The following is a 25364-nucleotide window of genomic DNA, read 5'->3' as shown; positions in this document are numbered from 1 at the left end:
AGTAGATACGTTCAAATCACGAAAAACCAAACAAAAGTGCATCTTTATGTGATCTTGAGATATTGTCTGAATGAACACCTTCCCGAAGCCTCGTCATGAATCGAAAGGCTGGTTGTTCTTTGGAAAAACTCCCATCTAAAAAATATGAAAAAGAAATCCGCAACACTTCTTACCGCCGTTCTCTTCGGCGGTGCCGTAAGCTTTTCATCTGCTGCGAATACGGTGATTTTCACCAGTAATTTCGACCCGGTGAACGATATCAATCCAGGAAACGACACTGGTGTTTCCCGTGGCACGATCGTGGCTGCATCAGCTGGCTTCACGAGTGCGAGTGGAAACGTTCTCCGTTTTGAGGCCACTACCAATAACCAGTATATGGGGCTGGAGATTCTTTCCGATTCCAACTTCAATCTTCCGGACAATCTCGATCCTAACGGCACTTGGTCGGTTACCTTCGACATGTATATTCCTGCGGCGATCTTGCAGTAGGAAATGCCGTAGGCGGGATCACAAACCGTTGGAACGCTGATCCCAATAACAATAACATCGCCAACAATGGCGCGACCGATACCACTGAATTCGGTCCCGGGGGACGAAACAATTTCACCACGGATTTCTTGGGCGGTAGTCAGCAGGTAAGATTGGCTGGCGTTTATTCCAATTCTTATACTGGAAATATTCCAACAGGATTGGATCCAAACCGTCCGGCGACTCCTACCGCGAACAAACTGCTGTTCAATATCAATTTCCAAAATGGAACGCCGACTGACAACGTGGTCTACTTCGATAACTTTGTTTTTTCCGTCGATACTGTGCCAGAGCCTTCCGCGGCACTGCTTGCCGCTCTCGGAGCTATCGGATTCGGCATGATTCGCCGCCGTCGCTAAGGCGGAGCTTTCCCACTCGGGAACAGTTTCAAAAGATCGGGTTCCGCTTTATGGCAGAGCCCGTTTTTTATGCAGCCCTACTATGCCAAGGCGTCTCCAAAAGCTTGGATGATGGTCTCTACCGGCTCCATGCCTACGGAGATCCGGATCAGGTTTGAAGGGACGCCACAATCCTCGGTCCATTGTAGTTCATCATAGTGAGCCAGCAATGTGTATGGACAGACGAGGGTGAATGCGGTTCCGAAGGAAGGACCCTTCGACAAACGCAGCGAATCGTAAAACTTTGGCGCTTTTTTGGGATTGGCAAGAGTGATGGAAAGCAAGCCCCCGTAGCCGCCGTTTTTTCTTTTCACGGCATCGTAGTTTTCCGTGTGGGTAGTCGATGGGTGCCAGACTTGTGCTACCGATGGATGATTGGAAAGAAACTCCACGAGTGCCATCGCATTCTCGTTGATGATCGTATTGCGTTTCGCGTAGCCTTTGATGTTGGAGAGGAGAACCTCGGCATCTGCAATGTATAGTGGCGCACATTCCTCAGCGTCCGCGGCGATGGATTCCCGTAATTCATCGGCGAGGGGAGAGTCGGCCCGCAGCGTGGCGGAGCCGGCGAGAACATCTCCGGCTCCGGACACCCATTTGGTAAGCGAGGAAGTAAGGACATCCGCATAGCCGAGGATATCGACATTCAATGGACCGCTTGCGGAATCATCCAGGATCAAAGGGGTTCTTGAAAACTGGCAAGCCTCCGAGACGCGTTTTAAATTGATCGTTCGGAGCAAAGGGTTGGATGGAATCTCGGTAAAGACACCTGCGAACTCGCCTGCCCGGATCCGCTGCAGAGCTTCGTCAAAGGATTCGCCGGAGGCTTCGTTCAGATAGACAACGCCATTGCCGAAGCGTTCCTGGATCTTCAGTGAATCGACATAAGGAAACTCGATCTGGAGTGTTTTCTTCCCCTCGCGCAATCCCGGGAGAGCCCGCAGTGCTGCCAGTCCAGCGGATATTCCACTGGCGAAGATAAACGTGTTTTCGGGTTCTCCGCCGTTTAGCTTCGCGATTGCGCGGGAAAGAAGATGGGACTTGCGTCCTTCACGAAGGTTTCCGTCCAGGTAATCTTGTGCTTCCCGGGATGAAATACCCTCCCCGGTGAAACGCCAGTATGATTTTGCCAGAGCTTTGACTTTTTCAGGGAAAACAAGGGCCTGGAAACCGTTGTAGGATGTTATACGAATGGCTGTTTCCGCCTGCCGTTCCAGCCAACGATGTGCGCGTTGAACGGAAGCTTTTGTAGGCAATAGAAGCACATCTTCTCCTTCGGCTGCGATTTCCGCCCGGGCGTTCTCAAAGAGACGCTCGACAGTCGGGTGAGTAAAGAACCGCGGATAACCGGTTCGTAAACGGCGGATGATCTTTTCCCGGTTTTCCTCATAGCCGATGACTGCATCCCATGTCGGGAGGCAGACTGAGCAGGCGTGTGAAGAATCCGGCAAGGGGACGCCGAGATCTTCCTCTTGCCAAGCAGGATTTGCTGTGAGGTCGCGCACACGGGCTAGATGACTTGGGAAGCTCTTTTGGGCAAGTCTGTTTATATCGATTTTCCCTGAAATTATGCGCTTTCGGGGATTAATTGTGCTCATGCCGAATGCTGGCGGAGTCGATCCTTGAAGGCGAATGACAGGAATATCCTGAATTTCGGAGGGATTGAAGGATGTTTCCCCGCTGCTGCTTTGTCCTTGCTTCGCAGAGGTAGCTGGGGAGAATCCGCGCCCCGTAGCCGGGATGCTGATCATGAAAAAGTCCGAAGAAAAAATACTGAAAGACCAGTTTGCAGAACTGGGGGAAGTGATCGCAAAAAACGAGAGCTTCATCATCATGAGCCACGTCCGTCCGGATGGGGATGCGATCGGCTCTCAGATAGCATTGGGCTTTTCTCTCATGGCGATGGGAAAGACGGTTTATCTGGTCAATGAGGATGGGGTTCCGGAGAGCCTGATGTTTTTGCGGGGTTCGCAATCAATCACGACTCCCGGAGAGCCAGTGGACGTGGATGTTGCTATTGCTCTGGACACTGCTACCAAGCCCCGTCTGGGCGAACGCTCCCTCCACGCGGCAGGTAGGGCGAAATTTTGGATCAATATTGACCACCATATTTCAAATCCAGCCTATGGGGATCTGAATGTGATCGATGCGGGCAAGCCGGCCACTGGACAAATCATCTATGAGCTGATCCAGCAGCTCGGCTATCCGTTGCCGGAGGAGACGAGGGATGCGATTTATGTGGCGGTTTCCACCGATACCGGCTCCTTCCAATATGGATCGACCACTGCGGAAACCTATGAAATGGGAGCCGATCTGATCCGCCGGGGGCTGGATGTCGGGATGATCAATGCGGAAACCTATGATAATCACCCATATCGCCGTCTGGAGCTGATGCGGGCCCTCCTGAATACGCTGGCAATCTCTGAGAATGGAAAGCTGGCACACTGGGAGCTGCGGGAGGAAACGAGAAAGAAACTTGTCCTCCAGCCGGATGATAGTGAAGGACTGATCGATTTGATCCGGGGTGTAAAAGGCGTGCTCGTTGCGGCATTTTTCGAGGAACTGCAGGATGGAAAGATCCGCGTCTCAATGAGATCGAAGAACAAAGGCGTGAATGTCTGTGAAGTTGCCTCCCAATTCGGCGGAGGAGGGCACTCCCTTGCCGCAGGTATCCGCATGGCAGGGCCGCTCGAAGATGCTAAAGCCAAAGTCCTTGCTGCCCTGGAGACCGCACTGGAAAGCCCGGTCCATTAAAAGAATTTCAAAACACGATGAGAAAGAAACAAGAAGAATATACCGGGCCAAGTGGTGTGCTACTGGTGGACAAGGCTCCGGACATGACCTCACACGATGTTGTGGCAATTGCGCGCAGAGCTCTGAATACGAAGAAAATCGGGCACTGTGGGACATTGGATCCGATGGCCACCGGCTTGCTCATGCTGGTGATCGGGAAAGCGACAAAAATTCAGGATCTTCTGATGAGTGAAGACAAGGTTTACGAAGGAACAATGACTCTTGGCACCCGGACCAGCACCCAAGATAGGGAGGGAGAGGTGGTGGAAACACGTGAAGTTGGTGATTATTCCGAGGCTGAGATCGCTGCTGCATTCGAAAGCTTCACAGGAGAGTTCGAGCAGCTTCCGCCAATGGTTTCTGCGATCAAGCAGGGTGGCGTGCCACTTTATAAACTTGCAAGGAAGGGGCAGGAAGTTGAGCGGAAAATGCGTCCCGTGTGCGTGACCCGCTACGAGATCGATAAAATCGATCTGCCCGAAATTACCTTCAAGGTATTCTGCTCAAAGGGTTTTTACGTCCGCACCTATGCGAACGATATTGGGGAGAAGCTTGGTTGTGGTGCTCATCTCAGCGCATTGCGGCGCTCAAATTCCGGGAAGTTCAATCTGGAGCGGGCGGTAACGGTGGATCAGCTGAAAGACGCCAATCCGGAGGTGCTCCTTCCGGCGCTTATCTCTCTAGCGGAAATCTCGCTAATGCGTGGTGCGTAACTATTGAAAACGATGCCCATACGACTGGACAAAGTAGAGGACTTAGCAGCTCAGAATGGGCCATTGCACTTGGCGCTGGGGGTTTTCGATGGAGTCCACGTAGGGCATCAGGCGGTTATTTCGCGGGCGGTGGAAGCTGCCCGCGTGCAGGGCGGGAAAGCATTTGTCGTAACTTTTTCGCCGCATCCCATCACGGTTATGGCGCCGGCCAAGGCTCCCTCATCCTTGTTGGCGACGTTGGAAGAGAAGGCGGCGGTAGTCCGCTCATTGGGATGTGACGGGCTTTTGGTAATTCATTTCAACGAGGAGTTCGCAAGAATGGAGGCGGCAGATTTTGTCGCAAAAATCGCCACCGGCAATGTGAAGTCCATTTCCGTCGGAGAGGACTGGCGTTTTGGGAATAAACGCGGCGGAGATACGGAGATGCTTAGGGAAATGGGAGCAAAGTTCGGTTTTGCTCTTGAGGCAGTGGCACCGGTGATGTGGGACGGAGAGAGAATCAGCAGCACTCGCATCCGTCAGGCAATCCGGGACGGAAATTTCGATGCGGTGGAGAAAATGCTCGGCCGACCTTACGAGGTATCCGGCATCGTGATCGAAGGGCGAAAACTAGCCAGGCAGCTCGGGTTTCCCACTGCAAATCTGGATCTGGGGGATTTGCAAATCCCAAAGCACGGGGTATGGGCGGTAGAGATCAACGGGAAATTCAAAGGTGTGGCAAATCTGGGAACAAGACCGACCGTGGATGGTGGAAAATGCCTGCTGGAAGTTCACATTTTTGATTTTTCGGAAAATCTTTATGGAAAGAAATTGAGCGTAAGGTTTCTCCGCTTTCTTCGTGAGGAAAGGAAGTTCCCGACCGTTGACGCATTGCGCGGTCAAATCGAGGAAGATGTTAGCAAGGCGCGTGAAATTTGATTGAAAAGATGGAGTTCTTATGAACAGTGCCTCGCATGAGGTGGCCAGAATACATTCGTTTCCGCATCAAGCTTGCGAGGATTCAGTTGCAACACTCGCTTAAAGCTAAAATACGACCCTCCCACCGGAGCCCTGTGGCGGGGCGGGAGGAGCAGCTCGAACTTTGTATGGATATCGAGCGTTTTCGCCGCTGACGACGACTTAGAAAGATGAAATTTTGCTGATTTTACGCTTACTCTTTCGGTTTCTAAGGACTATACGTTTTCAAAACCTCCGCATGGCATTCTTAATCCGCAATGAACTTTCGTGTCGCTGCTTCGTCTATACGTTGCCGCTAATCCTGATGGGCGCTTCCATCGCCCAAAATTCGCAATCAAGCTCGGCTCTTGTAAATCAAGAGTTACAGCGCAGACAGATGGCCGTGCAAGAGGGCCAGATGCTTTTGGAAAAAGGCGACAAAGCTTATACGGAAGGAGATTACGAAGCTGCCTCCGCTGCATATGCCGGCGCACGGCAAGCATTTCCCGATGCCCCCGCGACTGCGGAATTGAGAGCTGCCGCGACTCAGCGCTATGCCCAGGCATCCGTGGAGCTTTCGAAAATGCTTTCTCGCAAAGGGGATGTGGAGGGGGCGAAAGCGGCAATGGACAAGGTGCTGCTGGATGACGTCGCGCCGGACAATATTGAGGCAAAAGGAATGCTTGCAGATCTTCAGGATCCGATCCGCACGAATCCGGCGCTGACCAAGGAACACGGGGCAGATGTCGATGAAGTGCGCCGCCTGATCTACACGGCACAAGGGGCCTATGATTTGGGCAAATATGATCAGGCCAATGAGATCTACAAAGATGTTTTAAGAATAGATCCATACAATAAGGCGGCTCGCAGGGGGATGGAGCGGATTTCCTCCCAGAAGGCAAATTATCTCAATACGGCAAAGGATCATACCCGTGCCGAAGCTCTCGCCCAAGTCGGCAGCGCCTGGGAGTTGCCTCTTGAGCCAGAGCTCGTCATTCCAGATCTGGTTGATAGCGATGTAAGAGATGCCTCCGGAGATCTTATCCCGCTGGAAAATAAACTCAGCCGTATTGTAATCCCGGAATTCCGTGTTGAGGAATCGACATTGATGGAGGCGATTGATCTGCTTCGTTTGCGCATTGCAGAAAATGACCAGTTTGCGACTGATTCATCCAATAAAGGTATCAATATCACGATAAATCTAGGTGATCCGGCAAGCTCGCCGGCAAAAGAGATTTTGGCGAAAACTTTCGATCTACAGGTCAGCAATGTTCCGGTCGAGAAGATCTTGAACTATATCGCCGATATCACCGGAACGACGTTCAAAACGGATGATTTTGCAGTGATTATCAGTCCCGCAGGTAGTGGATCTGACGAGCTGATCACACGAACCTATCGGGTTTCTCCGGACTTCATGAGCAATCTGGCTTCAGGTAGCTCCAATGAATCCGATACCGGAGATATTTTTAACACGGAGATAGGAAAAGGCGGGCTGCTACCGAAACGAGTGAGCCCCCAGGAAGCACTCAGCCAGCAAGGGGTTTCGTTTCCCGATGGCGCCCTCGCATCTTTCAATGGAGCAACGAATACTCTGCGGGTGGTCAACACGCCCGACAATCAGGATATCATTCAGCAGATCGTAGAGACGATTTCCCAGACGGAGCCTGTATCAGTAGCGGTGCGGGTCACCATGATCAAGGTGGAGAGAAATATTCTGGAAGAATTAAGCTTCGATTGGATGCTTGATACTTTCGAATTCGGGGGGGATAGCTGGATCCCCGGGGCGAGCCAACTGAACTTGAGTGGCGGAACCGTTGGAAGCGGTAGTCCGATTACAGATATTGCCCAAGCACCGGGAACATTTTTGCCGGGCAACCCGATCACCGCCGGAAACCGCAGTGGGGATGGAGCCTTCTCCAGTAGCTCGATCGATTCTATCATCGCAGCCGGCAGCAGCCGCGGAACCCAGACAAACAACCGCGCACCGGGAGTTCTCGGTGTGAATGGCACCATCAGTAACGCAACCGTCCAAATGCTCATGAGGGGGCTGGATCAGAAAAAGGGCGTGGACTTGATGGCCCAGCCTTCAGTGACGACCCGAAGTGGCCAGGCTGCATCCATAAAGGTAATCCGGGAATTTATTTATCCCACCGAATACGAACCGCCTGAATTGCCCAATACGATTAGTGGGACTACTACGATTAGGATTGAGGACGGTGAGGTTACCGATATCAGCTCGTCTACCCCGCAATCTCCGGTCACACCTGCCACTCCAACAGCATTTGAAACAAGGGACGTGGGTGTTACGCTGGAGGTGCTACCTGTGGCGGATGCAAACCGGCAATTTGTCGACGTGACATTGAACCCTTCCATCACGGACTTCGATGGCTTCGTAAACTATGGAAGTCCCATCACAACCACGAGAAACGGTCTCCTCGGGCCGGAGCAGCGCGTGCTCACAGAAAATGCGATACTGATGCCTGTCTTCAGCGTCCGGAAAACCAATTCAAATCTGGTAGTAGCGGACGGAGCGACGATCGTCATCGGTGGTTTGATGAAAGACGAAATCAGCACAGTGAATGATAAAACGCCTGTGCTGGGGGATATTCCTGTCGTCGGCAGATTATTCCAATCCGATGCCAAGCGTCATACTTCCACTGCGATTCTGTTCCTCGTGAATGTGGAGCTGCTTGATCCAACAGGCCGTCGCTATAGCGATCGCTAAGCAAGAACCTCCTATTCACTTTTATGTCAGACTCTACGACTGAGCCGGAGAAATATTCCATTGATGAGATGATGGAGCGGCTAAAGCCGCGCGATCCCTCGGAAGGGAAAGGTGAGCTTGTCACTCGCGCCGATGGCAGCCAGGCCATGCGTGTCAAAAAACGTAAACGGCGGACCAAGCAGGGCGATAGCAAAGAGTCCAAGCGGAATCAGAGGCTCCAGCTGATTCAGATTTCCGGGTTTGTCGTTTTGCTGGTATTGGCGGGACTCCTGGCTGGCATCGCGATCCTTTATGCAAATAGCTCTGCATACCGGGATGGTTTGTTATCCAAAGCGGAAGCGAACAGCGGAGCGAAGGTCTCGTTCAACCAATTCCGGATGAACCCCGCCACTGCAAATTCCAATCAGGTGATGCTGGATTGGCCTGCTGGCAATGCTCTCTCAACACTGGATGTTAGAGGAGTGGTCGCCAAGATTGCTCCTGCGAGCTTCCTGGGGAAAGTCTTCAAAGGAGAAGAAATTGTCGCTGCTAATGGCGAGTTGATCTTGCAGGCACCGTCAGCTGAAGAACCTACGGCTATTTCAGTATCGGCAGAGGGAATCCGTTCGGTCGATTTTTCCCGGTATTCGATTCCTCTGCTCAATGTCTTCTTCGGGAAGGCCAAATTACCCGACAGCATGTTGGAGGCTACCGAGGCATCCTTGTATCCGGGGACTCATCCTGGCAGAGCCGAGGTGCGCCTCAGTGGTGGCATGTTGAAATTAAAGGGATGGCCGGAACTCGCACTGGACCGCTCATATATCAAAATCAGAGCCGGGCAGCTCGATTTTCAGAGTTTACGGCTCATGAAACCGCAGCAAGGCAACAATCGTCGCGGCGGAAGAGGTCATATCGATTTTTCCGGGGGAGTAAAACCCCTGGATGCGGGAGCAAAACACACCTTGTCCGCAAGTGTGGAGGACTTCAGTCTAGCTTATATACTGGGTGGAGATTTGGGACGCTTCTTCATGGGAGATGTGGTGACAAACGATTCTCCGGATTCAAACTTTTTGACATTCGATCCCAATTCACCGGACACAATGCTTCTCGAGCTGAATATCAGTAATTCGGTGGACTCACGAATAGATATCAGCCAATTCAAGTTTCTCTCGTATCTTGCTCTCGCTCTAGAGGATCGCTGGTATGAGCTTCCAGGTTTCGAATCGGAGGCTACGGCGATGATCCGCCGGGAAGGAAATTCACTCATGATGAGTGATATCAGATTCGAGCAACGCGGCCGGATGGCTCTTCGGGGTTCCATCAAGAATAAAACCGGTGGCGGAATCGAGGGACAGCTGGATATCGGTATTCCTGAGACAACGATAGGAGCGGCGTCCAACAAGCGGCTGGACCAGCTCTTTGGTGAAGTCCGGGAGGGTTACCGATGGGTATCTTTGGATATCAGCGGGACCAGCGCCGTTCCGGCTGATAACTTCAGAGAGCTTTACGAGTCTGCCGAGAACAAACGTGCAAGCGATAAACCGGCTATCTCGGACCCTGCTGCTCCCGATTCATTCGAAAGTCTGATTGATCAGTGAGATAACCAAGATGCTCCGAGCCTGAACGTATAAGAGGCTATAGCGATGCCCGAATTCCGCAGGCTCGAAAATTTCTTAGGCCGGAGATTTGATCTCCACACCAAGCAGACAGACATCGTCATCGAAATGGTGATCTCCTGAAAAATTCAGAACCGTCTCAATAATGTCATCGAGCCACTGATCGGTGGTGTCATGGAGTTTTTCTCCCGCAATCTGGAGAAGTCGTTTTTCCATAAACTGTTCTCCATCATTGTTTTCTGCTTCCAGAACACCATCGGTAAACAAGAGCAATCTATCCACCCGCTTCAAATCCTGATGGTGCTCCGAGTAGGATGCGGTCTTTAGTATGCCAAGAGCCGGCCCTTTCTGACTGCGCTCCGTGCATAGCTGTTTGCTGCAATTATTACCGGAAATCACCGGGCCGGGATGGCCGGCGCAGGAATAATTCATGGTTCTCTCTTCCAGATCGATAATCCCGTAGAAGGCGGTGGCAAACATGGTCACATTTGCACGTTTCAGAATTGAGGTCAGTCCCAGGTTAAGTTTATTCAAAAATTGAGAGGAATCATTGCTGTGCTCGTTCTGGGTCACAAGCAGCCCACGAAGCATGGAAACTACCAAGGCAGCGCGAATGCCATGGCCCATCACATCACAAATAAAAATTCCAAATCGATTATTCTTGAGTGGAATGATTTCGAAAAAATCTCCCGCCAATCCAGAAATAGGGAGATAGCGTGAGGCGAACTCGATTCGATTTCCATTTTCGGAAACCGCGGGAGGATAGCTGCTGGTGGAGAGCGCTTGCTGGATCTCATGGGCGAGCTTGAGTTCCTCCTCATAGGATGCGTTTTTGTGCTGAAGTTCGTTCGCCAGCTCGGTTGCCTGCCGCTGGGCCAGCACCAGAGAAGTGACATCGCTGGACACGCCGAAGGTCCCCTTGATATTACCGCTTTTATCCCGCCAGGGAAATTTTGATGTCACGACAAAGGTCTCATTGCCTTCACGCCATGTTTCACATTCGAGCTGGCCTGTCATCGGGATACCTGTGTCGATAATCCGCTTTTCATCCGCAGCAGCCTTCTCCCAGTGCTCATTGGAAAAAAGATCGCTGTCATGCTTTCCTATCAGCTGATCTCCGGAGCTCACGCCATGCCACTCGGCCATACCACGGTTGATCATCACCAGCCGGGAGCTCAGGTCTTTGAAGTAAATTTGCAGCGGGACATGATCGATGAGGTTGCGCAGTAGGTGACGTTCTTCCTCGATCTGTGCTTCAGCTGCTTTCCGCATACTGATATCAATCATTGATCCGGCGATTCTGACTGCGTGCCCTTTTCGGTCCCGTACGACAGTTCCCCGTATTCTCAACCACCGCCATTCGTTTCCACCAGTCTGGACACGCGCGTCCACCGCCAGGGTCTCAGGACCATTTTGCTCCAATGCCTGGGCTACGGCGCCTGCGAATTCGGCTCGGTTCAAATGATGAACCGGAAGAAATGGTGCTAAAAAAAGATTCGGTGCGCCTGAGGCTGTGCATTCTAGAAATTCCAGGATACGGCGCGAATAATAGATTTCCTTTTCATTTGTCATCCAGTCCCAGATTCCTTCGTTGGATGCTCTGAGGGCTAGCTCCAGACGATCGTTCTCGTTACATGCCTTGGTGGATGGGTCTGACATAAATATAGGATTGTCGTATTTGACGGATTTGCAAACCATGAAGAGCTTTTTGAGCGCTTGCATCAAGCAAGATCGAAGGCAGGGAAAAATGAAACCGAATGGTTCCGTTGATCTTGGGTTGCCTTTCGCAACGGAGTGTTTATGAGAGGCGGTGATGAAACGCTTCGCTCTTCTTTCAGTTCTTATTGGTTTTGGTCTTGGTGCGTGTGAGAGACACGAATTCGATGGTCCCAATGGCACCCGACAGCTCCACGAGCACCATGGTGCCCATGACGATCATGCAGACGCCGGACATGCAGAACATGCGCATGGCGAGGAAAAGGAAAGCCACTAAGTGGCTGGAGGAAATTGATTTTCCCCGGAAAGAAACGGAAACCGGATTAACTGCCGCGGTCCCGGCATTGTTTTTTGACTGAAAACTCCTGCAAGGCATCACCTTGTGGGAATTTTGCGTTAGCGTCGTAAGGTTCTAGGCGGGTCCCACTCGGAGAGACCTAGCGTCATGGCCCTCGTGCATGGCTTTGCAGTGTTGAGAAATACGATCGCCCCTGGATTCAGGACCACTGGGTGCGCCGGGCTAAAACTACAATTTTTCCGAGCCGATCCCAATTGGGCAATACTCTTGCAAAATTCACGGGAGAAGTCCAAGGAGTCTCCGCCGTTCGGCGCAAAAATGAGTCAGGAAATTGTATTAACGTTGTTGGTGGTGATCCTCACCCTGGTGGCATTTGTCCGCGAGTGGTCATCTCCCGATGTATTGGCGCTTTCGATTCTTTGTCTGCTCGTCGCGCTGGGTCTCATAGATATGGCGGATATGCCGCTCGTTTTTAGAAATGAAGCCCCGCTGACAATTGCATCGCTGTTTATTATAGGTGGAGCCCTTGAAAAATCCGGAGCAGTGGATCAGATCGGACGGTTACTGCAACGCAGGGTTACAGGTGGCGTGCGATCATCGATTTTGGCATTCACCATAGTCGCCTCGTTTTTTAGCGCATGGATGAACAACACTGCGATCGTAGCGATTCTGATGCCGGTGGTTCTGGGATTTGCTCGTTCGAAAGACATACCCGCTTCGAAGTTACTGATTCCGCTTTCCTATTCATCGATCCTAGGGGGGTGTTGCACTCTGATCGGCACATCGACCAATCTTTTGGTAAACGGCAGCCTCAAGGATCTGGGATTGGAGCCGATGTCCATGTTCACGCTTGCTCCAATAGGTGTTCCATTGGCAATCGCTGGTATCGGCTACCTTACGATTTTCGGGCCGAAGCTGTTACCCTCCCGGTCGTCTATTACCGGGAGCTTGGAAATTGATTTCCGGGCGGTTCCGCTGCATCACCTTTTGATTGGAGATGGAGCTTCGATTATTGGCGAGAAGCTTTTCGATACGCCATTGGGAAGTCGGGAAGCGGGAATCCATGTGCTGGAGATCCGTCGTCGTGGGGCTCGGCTCATGGTTCCTCTCAGTGAGGTGATCGTGGAAAAGAACGATCGGTTCCTGGTGGCTCTTCATCGCAGAAGAGGTGGTGCGGCCAGAGCAGAGGAGCTTTTTGCAAAAATAGGGGCTGAGGAGCTCTCTTCGATCGATGGAATCGTTTCGGAACTTGTCATCCCGGCGGAGTCCTCACTTGCAGGGCGCACCCTGGCCGCATCGGATTTCCGGCAGAGATATAACTGTGTGGTTCTGGCGGTTCATAGAAATGGTGTCAATATCACCAGCCGGATGGCTGAGCTTTCGCTGGAGCGGGGTGATACGCTACTGGTGATCACTGCAGTCAATAACCTCTCGTCACTCAAGCTAACACGCGACTTCGTGCTGACGGACGCGCCGGAAGAGAAGCAAGACAGCAAACCAGCGGCTCCTGTCAGAAAATGGCCTATTATCTTCTCGTGGTCCATCCTGGGAGCGGTAGTGCTGATCGTTTCGCTGACGGATATTTTCAGCCGGATAAATCCCTCTGTTCCGTCGATACCGATCCACTATGCTGCCATGGTCGGAGCATTGGTTTTGTTATGGGGCGGGATCCTGACGCCACGTGAAGCCTACGCGAGCATTGATTGGCAGGTCTTGTTGATGCTTTACGGATTGCTCGGCCTAGGTATGGCAATGCAGAGCACCGGCACGGCCGAGTGGTTGGCGAAGCATCTGGTGGAAATCACACGGAGTTTTGTCGCCCCGAATTTATTGCCATTTGTGATTCTGTGGTTGGTATTTCTGTTCACTTCCATGCTCACGGAAGTACTTTCCAATAATGCCACGGCGGTAATGTTGGTGCCTATTGTGGTGAAGCTTGCAAGCGAGATCGGCGTGGAGCCACGGCCGTTTATCATGGCTGTGACCGTGGCGGCATCATGCGCGTTTACATTGCCGATGGGTTACCAGACCCACATGATGGTCTACGGGCCGGGTGGCTACAAATTCTCGGACTATATACGGACCGGAATTCCACTGAATCTCCTCGCCTGGGTGATCACCTGCACCATCGTGCCGATCATCTGGCCGTTCAATCCAGCCTAGACCGTTTTTAAAACTCTGCCCGCTGATCGAGTCCGATGATTTTCCGGGAGGAACTGACATCAGTGTCATTGCTAAGTCTTTCGATTCTCTCGTTCTGATGTTTCATTTCATCCCGATATTCCGGGGTGTTTGGAACGTTTCTTGAAACCGCCGCAGCAAGATCGCTGCCATCAAGTGGATCCGCTCCATTCAACGGACTACAGGACGAAAAAAGCCCAACAGCGGGAAATACGATACTCAGATGGACGAATTTCATGGATGGATCGTTTCGAATGAGAGTGGAATCGTCAAGTGAGCTGTAAGATCGGGGATTTCATCGGAGAGCGCTTTGATACGCCTTTTGCAGTTTGGTATTCGTGGCCTTTGAGGTGGCCAAACTTGTTGCCACCAAATCGGCCGTGTGGCGGATTTCCGTCAGCTGGTTCTCTTGCTCGAAAAGCTCATCCCGGAGATTTTCGATAGTTGCTTCGATGGCGCGCAAGGTGGCCTCTGCCTCTTCGAGTTGACTGCCGACAAGGTTGGATCTGATCAAAGAGCTTGCGAATTCCGTGCGCTCGGCCCGTTTTTCATTAAGTGCGGATGCAGGAACTGAAAGCTCCGTGAGCGCCTTTTGGAACTCATCAATCCGCACGGAATGCTGATGGGTCAACTCCCTACATGCTTCGCGGCTCTCGATCAGGCGCGTATTGATGGAAGCTGCGGTCCATTTTTTTTCGGCAAGTTCTAGTTTCCGTAACTCTTGTTTGGCTTCCGCCATGGATTTAGTGGTTTCCACTGGTTTTTGGAGCCCCGCCAGAGCCTTCCGGGCGGCTTCCACCTCTGCTTCCGCCGGACGGATTCTCGCTTGGGCTAAGTCCTTCGTCTGCATCGCAGCACGATGCGCAGTTCTTGCCTTTTCGATTTCTTCCGGTTTTGTTGAAGGCTCTTTCACGAGAGACTCTAAATATTTGCGAGCTTCCTCGGCGCCTTTTTGAGAAGCTTGAAGTATCTGATTTGCTTGGCTGAGAGCTTTCTCTGCAGCTGCGAGTTTGATCTGCTCCTCTTGGATTGATCGATCGTGTATTTTTGTAGATTCCGTCAATGAACGGATCTTGTCCCGCGTTTTAGAGATCTGCTTGGAGATAGTAGAAAGGCGGGTTTTGATCGAAGGCGGATTGCTGGCGAAAGACCTCAAAGCCGTTTCTGTGTCCTGTTTTAACGGAAAAACGTGCACGGCACCCCTCGCATCGGCCACAAAGGCTCTCTGGCCTTTCCAATCAATCGCCGCCGCGCTTGGAAGGGCGGGGAGTTTGATTTCGCGCAGCGGTTTGAAGTCGGCCGTCCAGATTTTTGCCTTGTGGTCGCGACCTGCGGAAACAAATGATCCATCCTTTGCGAAGGCGAAAGTGGTGACACCACCGGGATGGGCATCAAGTTTCTTCACCTCTGTCCCATGATTCATTTCCCAAAACCTTAGAGTACCATCTTCAGATGCTGAGGCCAGGAGATTGGAGTCCGACCGGAAAGCCAGGGCTGATATACCTGCTTGGTGAGCACGCAAAGTGTGAAATTCATTTGCGGATTCCGCTTCCCAGACATGCAGGCCGCCATCGCGTCCGCCGGATGCCAGTAGAATGCCATCCGGCGAGATATCGAGAGCGGTAATCCAGTCGGTGTGCTTCTTGATTGATTGGATCTGCTCGCCGCTTTGAGTGTCCCAGAGCTTGAGAAGCTTTGATGGGCCGCCGGTGGCAATGATATCGAAGGCCGGCCGGATGTCGGAAGCGAGAATGGAATCGAACTCCTTGCCTGCCGTCAGGACTCGCGCTCCGCTTGTCACATCGAAGGTGACGGTTAGACCGTTCTTACCGGGAATGCCGCCTCCGGCAATGAGGTAACGGCCATCTGGAGTAAAGCCCAACGAGATAGGCTCTCCTTCGGGAAACGGCAGGATACCTACCAGTTCCAAGCTTTCCGTGTCATGGAGAAGGATCTGCTGCTGGCCGGTGATAGCGATGAGTGGTGCCCAGGGCGAAGCCGCCAGGGCTCGCACCGCAGCAGCGTTTCGGGTGACAACGGGCGGCTCGAGCAGAAGATGTTCCGGCATGGGCGGAGGGCCATCGGGGGCCTTCGCCGGATCTGAACGAAGCGCGATCTCAAACTTCGGCTTGGATGGTTTTTTGGCCGTTGAAGATTTTGTTTCGAGTAGGCCTCCCTCGATCCATTTTTCGATAAGTGTAATTTGCGTGGCGGAAAGTTTTTCGCCCTCGGGCGGCATTACCGGCTCTGCGGTATGCTTTACGAGATTGACCAGTGTGGAGGATGTATCGCCGGGCTCGACGATCTTTCCCGAGGATCCTCCTTTCATCACTCCCGCGTAGTTGGAAAGGTCCAAGCCTCCTTTCGTTTTGTCCGGATTATGGCAATTCAAGCAGGCTTGTTCAAAAACCGGGAGGACATGATCCTCGTAGGAAACCATTTCCGCAGCCGGAAGAAGCTTGGTCAGGGCCAATGATAGAATAGCGAGCCGCATCAAACGTTTAGATACGGACTGGGTGGTCTCCGCTTTTCAGCAAAATGCTTGGACGAAAGCGTCCTTTATTCGCTCACATCCGGGTAGGACCCGAGGACTTTCACCATCGAGCAATGATTTGCCAATTCCGCTAGAGCCTTCGAAACGTTCTCGTCCTCGCAGTGGCCCGATAGATCCACATGGAAGATATACTCCCAGTCCTTCCGTTTCGAGGGCCGGGATTCGATCTTCGAGAGATTGATATGCAGGTGCTCGAAAGCTTGCAGGGCATTCACCAGGGAGCCCGGACGGTCGTTGATCGCAAACAAGATGGAAGTGCGGTCCTTGCCCGTCGGCGGACAGGTTTTTTCTCCGATAACGAGGAAGCGGGTGGTATTGGTGGCGCGATCCTGGATAGCGCTTTCCAGCAGTGTGAGGCCATGGATTTCAGCCGCCAATGAGCCGCCCAAGGCTGCCGCCCCTTCGTGGGCTTTCTCCTTGGCCAGTTGAGCCGCCTTGGTAGTGGAGGATACTTCTACCAGATCCGCGGATGGAAAGTTTTTTAGAATCCAGTTCCTGCACTGGCCGAAAACCTGCGGATGAGAATACAAGGTTTTAATGTCTTCCCGCGCGATGGAAGCCATCAGGCAGTTCTCAATACGGAGTAAAATCTGCGCACAGATATGCAGGGTGGAATCCACGAACAAATCGAGTGTGTGGGAGACGGCCCCTTCGGTGGAATTTTCGATTGGAACCACGCCGTAATCCGCTTGGCGGCGCGCAACCTGATCAAATACATCGGAGAAGTTTGGCTGGGGTGAATAGCCGACCGAATGCCCGAATTTTTTGATGGCTGCTTGATGAGTCCAAGTGCCTTCCGGTCCCAGATAGGCGATCTTCAGGTCATCTTCCAACGCCAGGGCGGCAGACATAATTTCGCGATAGATCGCTTTGATTGATTTTTCGGGAAGGCGGCCCTGATTCATTGCTACCAGGCGATCCAGCAATGCCTGCTCCCGTTCCGGAGCATAAATCTGAAGGTTGTCGCGTTTTTTTACCACTCCTACCTCGTGAACCAGGTCCGCACGTTGCGAGAGGAGATTGAGTAGGTCTTGATCAATCAGATCGATTTGTTTGCGAATGTCGTCCAGGTTCATAAATTTTCAGTTGAAGGGGATTTTACCTGCCCGTCGGGCGAGGGTGTAGGGGAGAGTGGTAATTGTTTTTCCGCAGTGGATTGCTCGGGATTTTGTTCGGCTGCATCGGGAAGTTTTACCCGGCGTAGCTCTGAAGCATTGGGCAGGTCATCAATGGAATTAATCCCGAAGTGCTCGAAGAAAAGATCAGTGGTCAGGTAGAGCAGAGGACGGCCCGGAAGCTCTGCCCGCCCCCCGATACGGATCAGATCCCGATCGAGAAGCTTCTGGATCATTCCATCACAGGAGACACCGCGGACTGCCTCTATGGCTGCTTTGGTAATTGGCTGGCGATAGGCAATGATCGCCAGTGTTTCCATTGCGGGCCCGCTGAGCCTCTCTGGCTTTCGGCCAGGGAAAAGGTGACGGACAAAATCCCCGTATTCATTGCGGGTATAGATTTTCCAGCCTTTTGGACGCTCCAGGATGGTGAAGGCTCTGCCGGTTTCCAGATAGTGCCGGTTTAGCGCCGCCACTGCCGTATCCACCGTTTCGGGAGCCGTTTTTGAGAGCGCGATGAGCCACTCGGGAAGCGGTTCCGGCTTGCCTCCTTCCTCGCACTCGCGGGCATGGACATCTTCGGCTTCCGCAACACGCGCACGGACCAGACGCGCCATTTCCGCAGAGGGAAGGGCGTCTTGCGAGGCGATGAGAAGTGATTCCAGAATGGCGCTGAGTTGCATGACGGGGTCGGCAGATTAGTGAAGCTTCCGAGCATTTCAAGCACGGGGGTGGGCTGAGTTTCGAAAGATATTTTAGGAAATATGAAATTTCCCCTTGAAGTGACGTGTTACAAGGGCTAATCCACCGCGCCCTATCTGTGAATATATTGCAGACTAAAGCAAATTTTCCCAAAACTTAGATTTCCACGTAATCCTAACATAATGGCTGCAAAAAAGATCACGAAGAAGTCCGCTTCCAGCGAGACGGTAAAAAAAGAAACTCCTGCAAAAAAAACGGGTAAAGCCACTGAAGGCGATGAAGTGCCGAAGGTGACGAAAAAAGCTTCTTCGAAGAAAGTTGCTCCAAGAAAATCTTCGCTGGTGGATACTCCTCCGCCAGCTCCCGTGAAGCCTCCTTTTGTCCCGCCCAAGGCGGAGCCGGTAAAGCCTGTCTCCGGCGGAAGCGGCACCCACAGTGCTTCCTTCGTGGAGAAACAGCGTCAGCGTCTACTCGATTTGCGGGACTCTCTCGTGGATTCTGTATCCGGAATGTCGCGCGATACCATCCGCAATGCTCCGGAAGGCAGCGAGGCCTCCGGTAGCGGCCAACATCAGGGCGATGCCGGTAGCGATGCCTATGACAGGGATTTCGCTCTCTCCGTCCTTGCAAAGGAGCAGGATGCTCTCTATGAAATCGAGCAAGCACTGCAACGTATCAAGGGCGGAACATACGGTGTGTGCGAAATTTCCCAAAAGAAAATCCCGACAGCCCGTCTGGAAGCTATACCTTTTGCCCGCTTGACAGTAGAATGTCAGGCGCAATGGGAGAAAGAATACGGTGCCAGAAGGTTCAGACCTTCCGACGAAGTAGGCTTCAGCGGAGGAAAACCACAAGAAGATGAAGATTCTGTTACGGTTTCGCTTGACGGAGACGACGATTAAACCAATATCCGCCCCCCACTAACTGAACCATGCCACGCGAGATCATTATTCTTGAATGCACCGAAGCAAAAGCTGAGGGCAAACCAACATCACGTTACGTAACTACACGTAACAAAAAAAGCTTACGCACTCCAGGTCGTCTGGAAAAAGTGAAGTTCAATCACTTCCTTAAGCGTAGAACTCTTCACCGCGAACTCCGCTAATTATCATGTCCGAGCCTAAGACTATCCAACGCCGCATTAATTTCCGCAAGGCGAACCGCCAGATGACCCGCCGCAGGCAGGACATCCCTGTGGAGCAATTGATTCCTACAAACCCAGAAGTTCTCGGCAAATTTTGCTCAGAAACTGGTAAAATCCTGCCACGTCGTGTCACCGGCGTATCCGCAAAACTGCATCGCAAAATCAACAACGCGATCAAGCAGTCCCGCGCGATCAACCTGATGCCATAATTGGCAACCGGGTAAAAGTGCGATCAAGCATGGAAATTTAAATTTCGAGCCCGCCCGATCAATTGGGCGGGCTTTTTCGCCTTCATTCATAGAGGAAATATGGACAAGATGCAGGTTTTGCCCGATACGCAAAACGAACAGGATCATCGTGAAATCATGATTGATCGGGTAGGAGTCAAAGAGCTCCGCTACCCAGCACGGTATCTCGGAGCGAATGGCACCGAGCAACCGACGATTGCAAAATACGAAATGACTGTGGAGCTACCCGCGCATCTGAAAGGGACCCACATGAGTCGCTTTGTAGAAGCTCTACATGCTTTCCCGGAACCGCTATGCGGGGAGAGTCTGGCAAAGCTTACCGAGGCTTTGGCAGGACGTCTTCAGGCGCAGCGAGCTTACATTGGCTGTGAATTCTCCATTTTCCGGGAGAAGGAAGCTCCGGTTTCAAAGATGAAGAGTCTTTTGGACTATGAGTTGGGGATGGAATACCGGTATTGTGCGGAAGGTGGGAGCGAGCTTTTCCTCAGCGCACAGATTCCGGTCGCCACGCTTTGCCCTTGTTCAAAAGCAATCAGTGAGCGCGGAGCGCACAACCAACGTGGAGTGGTTACCATTTCCGTGGCTGCAGATCAGAAACTAACTTTTGAAGAGCTGATTGATCTGGCCGAAAGCTCGGCAAGCTGTGAGCTGTATGCTGGCTTGAAGCGCACCGATGAAAAGGCTGTGACGGAGCGGGCCTACGATCAACCGGTTTTTGTCGAGGACCTGGCGCGGAATGTCGCAGCCGGCCTTCGTAAACATGACCTGATTAGCTGGTATCGGGTGGAAGCCGAAAATTTTGAATCGATCCACAATCACAACGCTTATGCGATGATTGAGTCTTGAAATATCACTCAAGGGGTCGACCTTGAATCACCAAACGGTTGTCCGTAACGGGCAGCCGTTTTTTGTGTAACTTGAAGTAGTAATGACAGGAATTCTCGCAAGATTGATCTCATGGCTGGCTGGAAAGCTGGTCATTTATGCGGTTATCCTGGGCCTGTTATTGGCGGTTTTTGTCGTCAAAGTGGTGCCTCCGATGGTTGTGAAATATCACGAAAAGGAGCTGGAGAAGGCGATCACGGGGCTCAGCGAGAGCCGGGCATTGGTGGGTGAGCTCGCGGAACGTGTCAAAATTCTCGACACCGATATTCAGCAGCGGATGAGTGAGCTGAAGGAGCTGGAGCAGAAGCGCCGTGGAATGGAGGAAATCATGGAAAGAATCATGAACCTCTTCCGCAAAAAGGAGGTTGCTGCCGAAAAAGCAAAGCTTGAGAAGCAAGAGCGTGAATTGCGAGCGGAGATCAGGAGTTTTTCCAAGGAGAAGCAGCAACTTCAGATCGAAGGTGGAGAGAGTGAAGAGGAGCTGAAGCAGCGGGAAGTGCTGCGGGATGAAAAGGAAAGGCAGCTCCGTGAAATACAGGAAATGCGGGAAACCTTCGATGACTTGATGCGCAATCAGCTACGGGTAATGGCGGTAAATGCGCTAATGATTTTGGCGGCGATCATCGTGATTCCATTTCTCTGGAAGCTAGCGGCATACTATGTGATAGCACCGATTGCACAGACCTCGAAACCCATTTTACTGGGAGTGGATCATCCGGCGGCGGACGCGATTATCACCACGGAAAGCCATCCTGCCCAGCGCATCGAACTGGGAACGGATGAAGTGATGCTAACAAAGGTGGACTATTTACAGGGCTCCATGGGCACTTTCGAAAAGGGCACCAAATGGATCATGGATTGGAAATATCCATTCTCCAGCATGGCTGCGGGCCTCTATATTCTCACCCGAATCAAAAACGTCGCGGAAGCGCCCGGGATGATCACGCTATCGACCCAGGTAGATGCGACGGAGGAACTCTCGGTGGTGGAAATTCCTGCCGGCAGATCCCTGGTGTTTCGCCCGCATTTTCTCGTAGCGGTGGCTCATCCCATCGGGCAAGCGCCTCGAATTCGCTCGAAATGGATATTCCGGAAACTTCACGCATGGGTGAATTTGCAATTTCGTTACATGACGATCGAAGGACCCGTGAAATTGGTTTTTTCCGCCCAGAGAGGAATCCAGGTGGAGAGTGTGTTACCGATTCATCCGGGACGGCGGGTGAATAGCAAACTCACCGTGGCATTTAGCCCGCATCTGAATTTCTCACCCAAAAGGGCGGAAACATTTGTTGCCTACCTAAGAAGTAAAAACGCGTTGTTTGACGATTTTTTCCAAGGCTCCGGTCTGGTGATCCAGCAGCAAGTGACAGGGGGAAAGAAGAATCCGGTGGCGCGGCTATGGGAAGGCATTTTTGGAGCAATCGGGAGGGTGCTGGGAATCTAAAACCCGAAGTGATGCAGAAATAGAGCCGGCGTAAGCAACACGCCATCTGCCAGCACTCTGAGGCTAACCAGTGACAGCTGTTTTTCCATGTGTAGCAGCATCCGAAGTGCAAACGCGCTTAGAGCAAGGCTGAGAAATATTTCCCACGAGGTGAATATAGCTAGAACCGCGCACGCAGCGCTGAGAAAAGTGATTGATGCCGCGATGTGCGGCACGATCCGGGAAGCAGAAGTAGCGATCGAACGATCGTTGGTAGCAATATCGGCGTCCCGCTCCCAGAGTGAGATGAGGATGCAGCTCATCGAACAAAGAACACCGAAGAATACCGCAGCCAAGTCGAAGTGGGGGAGATCGTTCATCGTTGAGGTCGCAAAATAAAAAGGTGCGATTACACAGCCCAGTGCAAAGAGCATACCGCAGATGATTTCACGGGGCACAATCGAGGCAAAACCCAGATTTCTTCCCAAACGGATCGTATAATAGACCCCCACCAAAAAGGCCGTGGTGAGACCGGTCAAAATGAAATCCCGAGGCACATATACAAGGATCAACCATGCATTGATACAACCCGCGATGATCATGACGGCGGTTAGCGGAATGAAGAATTGCTTGGTAAAACGAAGCCGATCGGTGGCGTGTGACACATCGTGGGTGCGCCAAGAGTCGTACAAGCGATCGGCCAGATAAATACACCAAGCGCTCAATCCCAGTATCAGATGGAAAACATCGGGAAGAGTAATTCCAAAGCTTTTGGCAAACAACCACTGCCATGCGACGGCGACAAGCGGGGAATCCAGCCCGAGTAAATTCGGCCACAACCACAGGGGAATAAGAGAATGACGGGGATGGGGAGCGCGTGTCATGAGCGGTTGGAAAGCGGTGTAAGAATTTGCAGGTAAGCTCCGTTATTGCTATTCAACGGCATTCACGGGTGCGATGGAATCGCTCTCATGCGGGCCCGCCTTTTATCGTTTCCCGGAACGAGCTGCAGATTTTTTATGAAACCTATACGATATTTTCTAGCCTTGGGTGCTTTGCCGTGGATTTTCCAAGGAGTTTTGTCCGCTGCGGAACCCACGGGCGAGGAATTGTTTACGCTGAATTGTTCCGCGTGTCACTTGCTGGATGAGACTTTGGTAGGTCCTTCCCTTGTGGAGATCAGGACATTGTATGCGGGGCGGGCGGATGAGTTTGTGAAATGGGCTGTGGCTCCGTATCAGAAACGCCCCAACGGAATAGAAATGCCCTCCATGGTCCATCTGGGAGAAGCGAACTTACATAAGATTTATGAGCACGTGATGAACGTCTCCAAGGGCGTGCGGCGTAAGAAACAATTTAAAGGCGACCCCTACGCAGCCTCGCCGACCCAGGCCAAGCGGCCGATGGTGCAACGCCTGTTCATGCCCGACGCTGGTCCGGCGGCGATCGCAGTCGCACTGGATGAGAAGAATTCTCTCTGCTGGGATGCGGGAACATGCCGCCTTCGCTATGCTTGGAGTGGAGGTTTTATCAATGGTTTCCCATACTGGAGTGGTAACGGAAGCGGGATGACGCGTATCAATGGCGATATCCGATATACGGAGAACGAATCTCCGCTCCCGCTGGAGGGGGAAGTGAAATTCTCAGGTTATCAGGTCAAGGATGGACTGCCGGTCTTTCGGTATTCGATAGGCACCACTGAAATCACGGAAAGCTTTTCGCCCGTCAGTGAGGGTGAAGGATTCCAGCGTAGCTTCACGATTCACCCGGCTCCGGCAAAGCCCGTGACTCTTCACTTTCCGGAGACAGCCAAAACCAGTTACAGCAGTAACAAGGGGAGCTGGGATGGCTCGAATCTTACCCTGACCGCTACTGAGGCAGCTGAATTCACCCTTACTTTTTCGTTCAAATGAAATCCCTTATCTCTCTTTTCGGCATCTGCCTGAGCCTCTCCGCCGCAGCGTGGACAGAAAATTTCGACTACACATATATCGCCCCGCCCGAGGGAATCGATCCCCAGGTGGGGGGCATGTCCGCTCTTCCCGACGGCCGTATAGCGATTGCTTTCCACAGAGGCGAAGTGATGATCTACGATCCGTCCACAGGCTCATGGGTGCAGTTTGCGGGAGGTCTTCAGGAGCCTTTGGGACTTCTGGCGGAAAGCAAAGACAGCATGCTCGTGATGCAGCGCTCCGAGCTTACCCGCCTCAAGGACAACGATGGGGATGGCGAGGCCGATAGCTATGAGACGGTCTGCGACGACTTTGGGATGAGCGGCAATTATCACGAGTTTGCCTATGGTCCCGCAAAGGACAAAGAGGGGAATTTGTTTATCGTTCTCGGTGTGGCATCGAACGGAGCGTCCATGCGAGAGGAAATCCGCGGGGAATTTTCAGAGATCGGAGAGCTCGGCCGGGAGCAGATGATGAACGCCGCGGATTGGAAGAAAAATAAGGATAAAGCCGGCCGGATGTATTCCCGGGTGAAATGGCGGGGGTGGGTTCTGAAAATAACGCCGGACGGCTCTGTCCAGCCTTATGCGAGCGGTTTCCGTTCTCCAAATGGAATTGGCTTTGATGCAAAAGGGCGCTTGCTGATCGCCGACAATCAGGGCGATTGGCGGCCGACAAGTCCGCTCTACCATATCAAAGAAGGTGGGTTCTACGGGCACCCGGCCTCCTTGGTGTGGAAAAAGGATTGGAATGGCCGCAATCCGCTGGATATCGATGCAAGCGAGTTCGACGCGATGCAGGAGCCTGCCGCAGGTTATTTTCCGCAAGGCGAATTGGCCAACTCTCCGACCTGGCCTGTCGTAATTCCGGAAGGGGCTTTCCCCGGGGGAATGGCCAGGCAGACCTTGATCGGCGAAATGAATCAGCCGACGTTGGTGCGCGTTCTTGACGATGAGGTAGATGGGGTTTTTCAGACAGGATTGGTGCCGATGTTTGATGGGCCTGATCTCGGAATCGGGAATAATCGTCTGCTCTTCGGCAACGATGGTGCACTCTACGTGGGGAAAACCGCATTGTCCTGGGCTGGCAGCAAAGGGCTTCTCCGGATCAAATGGAATGGGAAACCTTTTCTGGCGCTGGATGCGATGAAAGCGACAAGAAGCGGCTTTGATATGACCTTCAGTGAAGCGATTGATCCGGCCTCGCTGGCAGGGCTTTCCGTCAAAAGGCACACCTACAAGTATCATGCGAACTACGGTTCCGCTAAAATTGATGAACAGAAGGTTGCAGTGAAAGCAGCAAACCTTTCCAGGGACGGGCGCACGCTCCACCTGGATATCGGTGGATTGAAAGAGAAGTATCTTCACCTCGTGGATATGACTTCCCTACGCTCAAAATCCGGAGGCGAGATACAGGGGCATAAAGTCTGGTATAATGTCATAAAGGCGCCGAAGTAAA

23 protein-coding genes are annotated in these 25364 nt (G+C 52.3%); 15 read left to right on the top strand and 8 right to left on the bottom strand.

The annotated features are described in order from the left end of the window. Nucleotides 1–144 precede the first annotated feature (144 nt). On the top strand, nucleotides 145–489 hold the full coding sequence (locus tag ACFSSA_RS06220) for a hypothetical protein (RefSeq protein WP_386819346.1): 345 nt from the start codon (nucleotides 145–147) through the stop codon (nucleotides 487–489). Beyond that, the gene (locus tag ACFSSA_RS06215) at nucleotides 441–887 is read left to right on the top strand and encodes a PEP-CTERM sorting domain-containing protein (protein ID WP_386819345.1); all 447 of its coding nucleotides are present in this window, start codon (nucleotides 441–443) and stop codon (nucleotides 885–887) included. Before ACFSSA_RS06220 ends, ACFSSA_RS06215 begins: the two co-directional genes overlap by 49 nt. Nucleotides 888–967: 80 nt before the next feature. Here ACFSSA_RS06215 and ACFSSA_RS06210 read toward each other — a convergent pair whose 3' ends face one another. After that, nucleotides 968–2431 (bottom strand): PLP-dependent transferase, encoded by a 1464-nt coding sequence (locus ACFSSA_RS06210; RefSeq protein ID WP_386819343.1) that lies wholly within the window; start codon nucleotides 2429–2431, stop codon nucleotides 968–970. A gap of 244 nt (nucleotides 2432–2675) precedes the next feature. Between ACFSSA_RS06210 and ACFSSA_RS06205 the strand changes: the two genes are divergently transcribed. From ACFSSA_RS06205 to ACFSSA_RS06185, 5 genes are all read left to right on the top strand, one after another. Then, nucleotides 2676–3680 (top strand): DHH family phosphoesterase, encoded by a 1005-nt coding sequence (locus ACFSSA_RS06205; RefSeq protein WP_386819341.1) that lies wholly within the window; start codon nucleotides 2676–2678, stop codon nucleotides 3678–3680. A 17-nt stretch (nucleotides 3681–3697) separates the two neighbouring features. Beyond that, entirely contained in the window at nucleotides 3698–4432 is a 735-nt protein-coding gene (truB, locus tag ACFSSA_RS06200) for a tRNA pseudouridine(55) synthase TruB (RefSeq protein WP_386819339.1), read from the top strand. A gap of 12 nt (nucleotides 4433–4444) precedes the next feature. Further along, nucleotides 4445–5350 carry a bifunctional riboflavin kinase/FAD synthetase gene (locus tag ACFSSA_RS06195; protein ID WP_386819338.1) on the top strand — a complete coding sequence of 302 codons (906 nt, stop codon included), beginning with the start codon at nucleotides 4445–4447 and terminating at the stop codon, nucleotides 5348–5350. 277 nt (nucleotides 5351–5627) lie between these two features. After that, the gene (locus ACFSSA_RS06190; protein WP_386819336.1) at nucleotides 5628–8093 is read left to right on the top strand and encodes an Amuc_1098 family type IV pilus outer membrane protein; all 2466 of its coding nucleotides are present in this window, start codon (nucleotides 5628–5630) and stop codon (nucleotides 8091–8093) included. 23 nt (nucleotides 8094–8116) lie between these two features. After that, nucleotides 8117–9670 (top strand): hypothetical protein, encoded by a 1554-nt coding sequence (locus ACFSSA_RS06185; RefSeq protein WP_386819334.1) that lies wholly within the window; start codon nucleotides 8117–8119, stop codon nucleotides 9668–9670. Nucleotides 9671–9745: 75 nt separating this feature from the next. On the opposite strand, the gene ACFSSA_RS06180 is transcribed toward ACFSSA_RS06185, so the two are convergent. Beyond that, the gene (locus tag ACFSSA_RS06180) at nucleotides 9746–11347 is read right to left on the bottom strand and encodes a SpoIIE family protein phosphatase (protein ID WP_386819332.1); all 1602 of its coding nucleotides are present in this window, start codon (nucleotides 11345–11347) and stop codon (nucleotides 9746–9748) included. Between the two features lie 175 nt (nucleotides 11348–11522). Further along, on the bottom strand, nucleotides 11523–11678 hold the full coding sequence (locus tag ACFSSA_RS06175) for a hypothetical protein (protein ID WP_386819330.1): 156 nt from the start codon (nucleotides 11676–11678) through the stop codon (nucleotides 11523–11525). A gap of 342 nt (nucleotides 11679–12020) precedes the next feature. On the opposite strand from ACFSSA_RS06175, the gene ACFSSA_RS06170 reads away from it, so the two are divergent. Then, nucleotides 12021–13865 (top strand): SLC13 family permease, encoded by a 1845-nt coding sequence (locus ACFSSA_RS06170; protein ID WP_386819328.1) that lies wholly within the window; start codon nucleotides 12021–12023, stop codon nucleotides 13863–13865. Nucleotides 13866–13872: 7 nt separating this feature from the next. Here the strand turns inward: ACFSSA_RS06170 and ACFSSA_RS06165 are convergent, their stop codons facing one another. The 4 genes from ACFSSA_RS06165 to scpB all read right to left on the bottom strand — a co-directional run bounded on the left by ACFSSA_RS06165 (nucleotide 13873) and on the right by scpB (nucleotide 18235). Then, nucleotides 13873–14121: a hypothetical protein gene (locus ACFSSA_RS06165; protein ID WP_386819326.1), complete on the bottom strand. Its 249-nt coding sequence runs from the start codon at nucleotides 14119–14121 to the stop codon at nucleotides 13873–13875. Nucleotides 14122–14178: 57 nt separating this feature from the next. After that, nucleotides 14179–16377, bottom strand: coding sequence for a c-type cytochrome domain-containing protein (locus tag ACFSSA_RS06160; RefSeq protein ID WP_386819324.1), 2199 nt, complete (start codon nucleotides 16375–16377; stop codon nucleotides 14179–14181). A gap of 65 nt (nucleotides 16378–16442) precedes the next feature. Beyond that, nucleotides 16443–17513: a prephenate dehydratase gene (gene pheA / locus ACFSSA_RS06155; protein WP_386819322.1), complete on the bottom strand. Its 1071-nt coding sequence runs from the start codon at nucleotides 17511–17513 to the stop codon at nucleotides 16443–16445. Beyond that, a complete protein-coding gene (gene scpB / locus ACFSSA_RS06150) occupies nucleotides 17510–18235 on the bottom strand; it encodes an SMC-Scp complex subunit ScpB (RefSeq protein ID WP_386819320.1) in 726 nt (241 codons plus the stop codon). The genes pheA and scpB overlap by 4 nt, the downstream gene beginning before the upstream one ends. A gap of 201 nt (nucleotides 18236–18436) precedes the next feature. Between scpB and ACFSSA_RS06145 the strand changes: the two genes are divergently transcribed. The 5 genes from ACFSSA_RS06145 (at nucleotide 18437) to ACFSSA_RS06125 (ending at nucleotide 21975) form a co-directional block, all read left to right on the top strand. Beyond that, a complete protein-coding gene (locus ACFSSA_RS06145) occupies nucleotides 18437–19156 on the top strand; it encodes a TraR/DksA family transcriptional regulator (RefSeq protein WP_386819318.1) in 720 nt (239 codons plus the stop codon). Nucleotides 19157–19185: 29 nt separating this feature from the next. Beyond that, entirely contained in the window at nucleotides 19186–19359 is a 174-nt protein-coding gene (gene rpmG / locus ACFSSA_RS06140; RefSeq protein WP_200350839.1) for a 50S ribosomal protein L33, read from the top strand. A gap of 5 nt (nucleotides 19360–19364) precedes the next feature. Beyond that, the gene (gene rpsR, locus ACFSSA_RS06135) at nucleotides 19365–19607 is read left to right on the top strand and encodes a 30S ribosomal protein S18 (RefSeq protein ID WP_386819316.1); all 243 of its coding nucleotides are present in this window, start codon (nucleotides 19365–19367) and stop codon (nucleotides 19605–19607) included. Nucleotides 19608–19706: 99 nt separating this feature from the next. Further along, nucleotides 19707–20492: a GTP cyclohydrolase FolE2 gene (folE2, locus tag ACFSSA_RS06130; protein ID WP_386819314.1), complete on the top strand. Its 786-nt coding sequence runs from the start codon at nucleotides 19707–19709 to the stop codon at nucleotides 20490–20492. 82 nt (nucleotides 20493–20574) lie between these two features. After that, the gene (locus tag ACFSSA_RS06125) at nucleotides 20575–21975 is read left to right on the top strand and encodes a hypothetical protein (protein WP_386819313.1); all 1401 of its coding nucleotides are present in this window, start codon (nucleotides 20575–20577) and stop codon (nucleotides 21973–21975) included. Here the strand turns inward: ACFSSA_RS06125 and ACFSSA_RS06120 are convergent. Continuing rightward, nucleotides 21972–22838 (bottom strand): hypothetical protein, encoded by an 867-nt coding sequence (locus tag ACFSSA_RS06120; RefSeq protein ID WP_386819311.1) that lies wholly within the window; start codon nucleotides 22836–22838, stop codon nucleotides 21972–21974. The genes ACFSSA_RS06125 and ACFSSA_RS06120 overlap by 4 nt on opposite strands. 135 nt (nucleotides 22839–22973) lie before the next feature. Between ACFSSA_RS06120 and ACFSSA_RS06115 the strand changes: the two genes are divergently transcribed. After that, nucleotides 22974–23867 (top strand): hypothetical protein, encoded by an 894-nt coding sequence (locus tag ACFSSA_RS06115; RefSeq protein WP_386819310.1) that lies wholly within the window; start codon nucleotides 22974–22976, stop codon nucleotides 23865–23867. After that, nucleotides 23864–25363 carry a DUF7133 domain-containing protein gene (locus ACFSSA_RS06110; RefSeq protein ID WP_386819308.1) on the top strand — a complete coding sequence of 500 codons (1500 nt, stop codon included), beginning with the start codon at nucleotides 23864–23866 and terminating at the stop codon, nucleotides 25361–25363. The genes ACFSSA_RS06115 and ACFSSA_RS06110 overlap by 4 nt, the downstream gene beginning before the upstream one ends. The last annotated feature ends 1 nt before the right edge of the window (nucleotide 25364 follow it).

Origin of the sequence: Luteolibacter algae (genome assembly GCF_042683045.1) — a bacterium.
In the GTDB taxonomy this organism is placed as follows: Bacteria; Verrucomicrobiota; Verrucomicrobiia; order Verrucomicrobiales; family Akkermansiaceae; genus Luteolibacter; species Luteolibacter algae.
The sequence above is the reverse complement of the archived record's forward strand: the minus strand, read 5'-3'. Positions and strand labels throughout refer to the sequence as shown.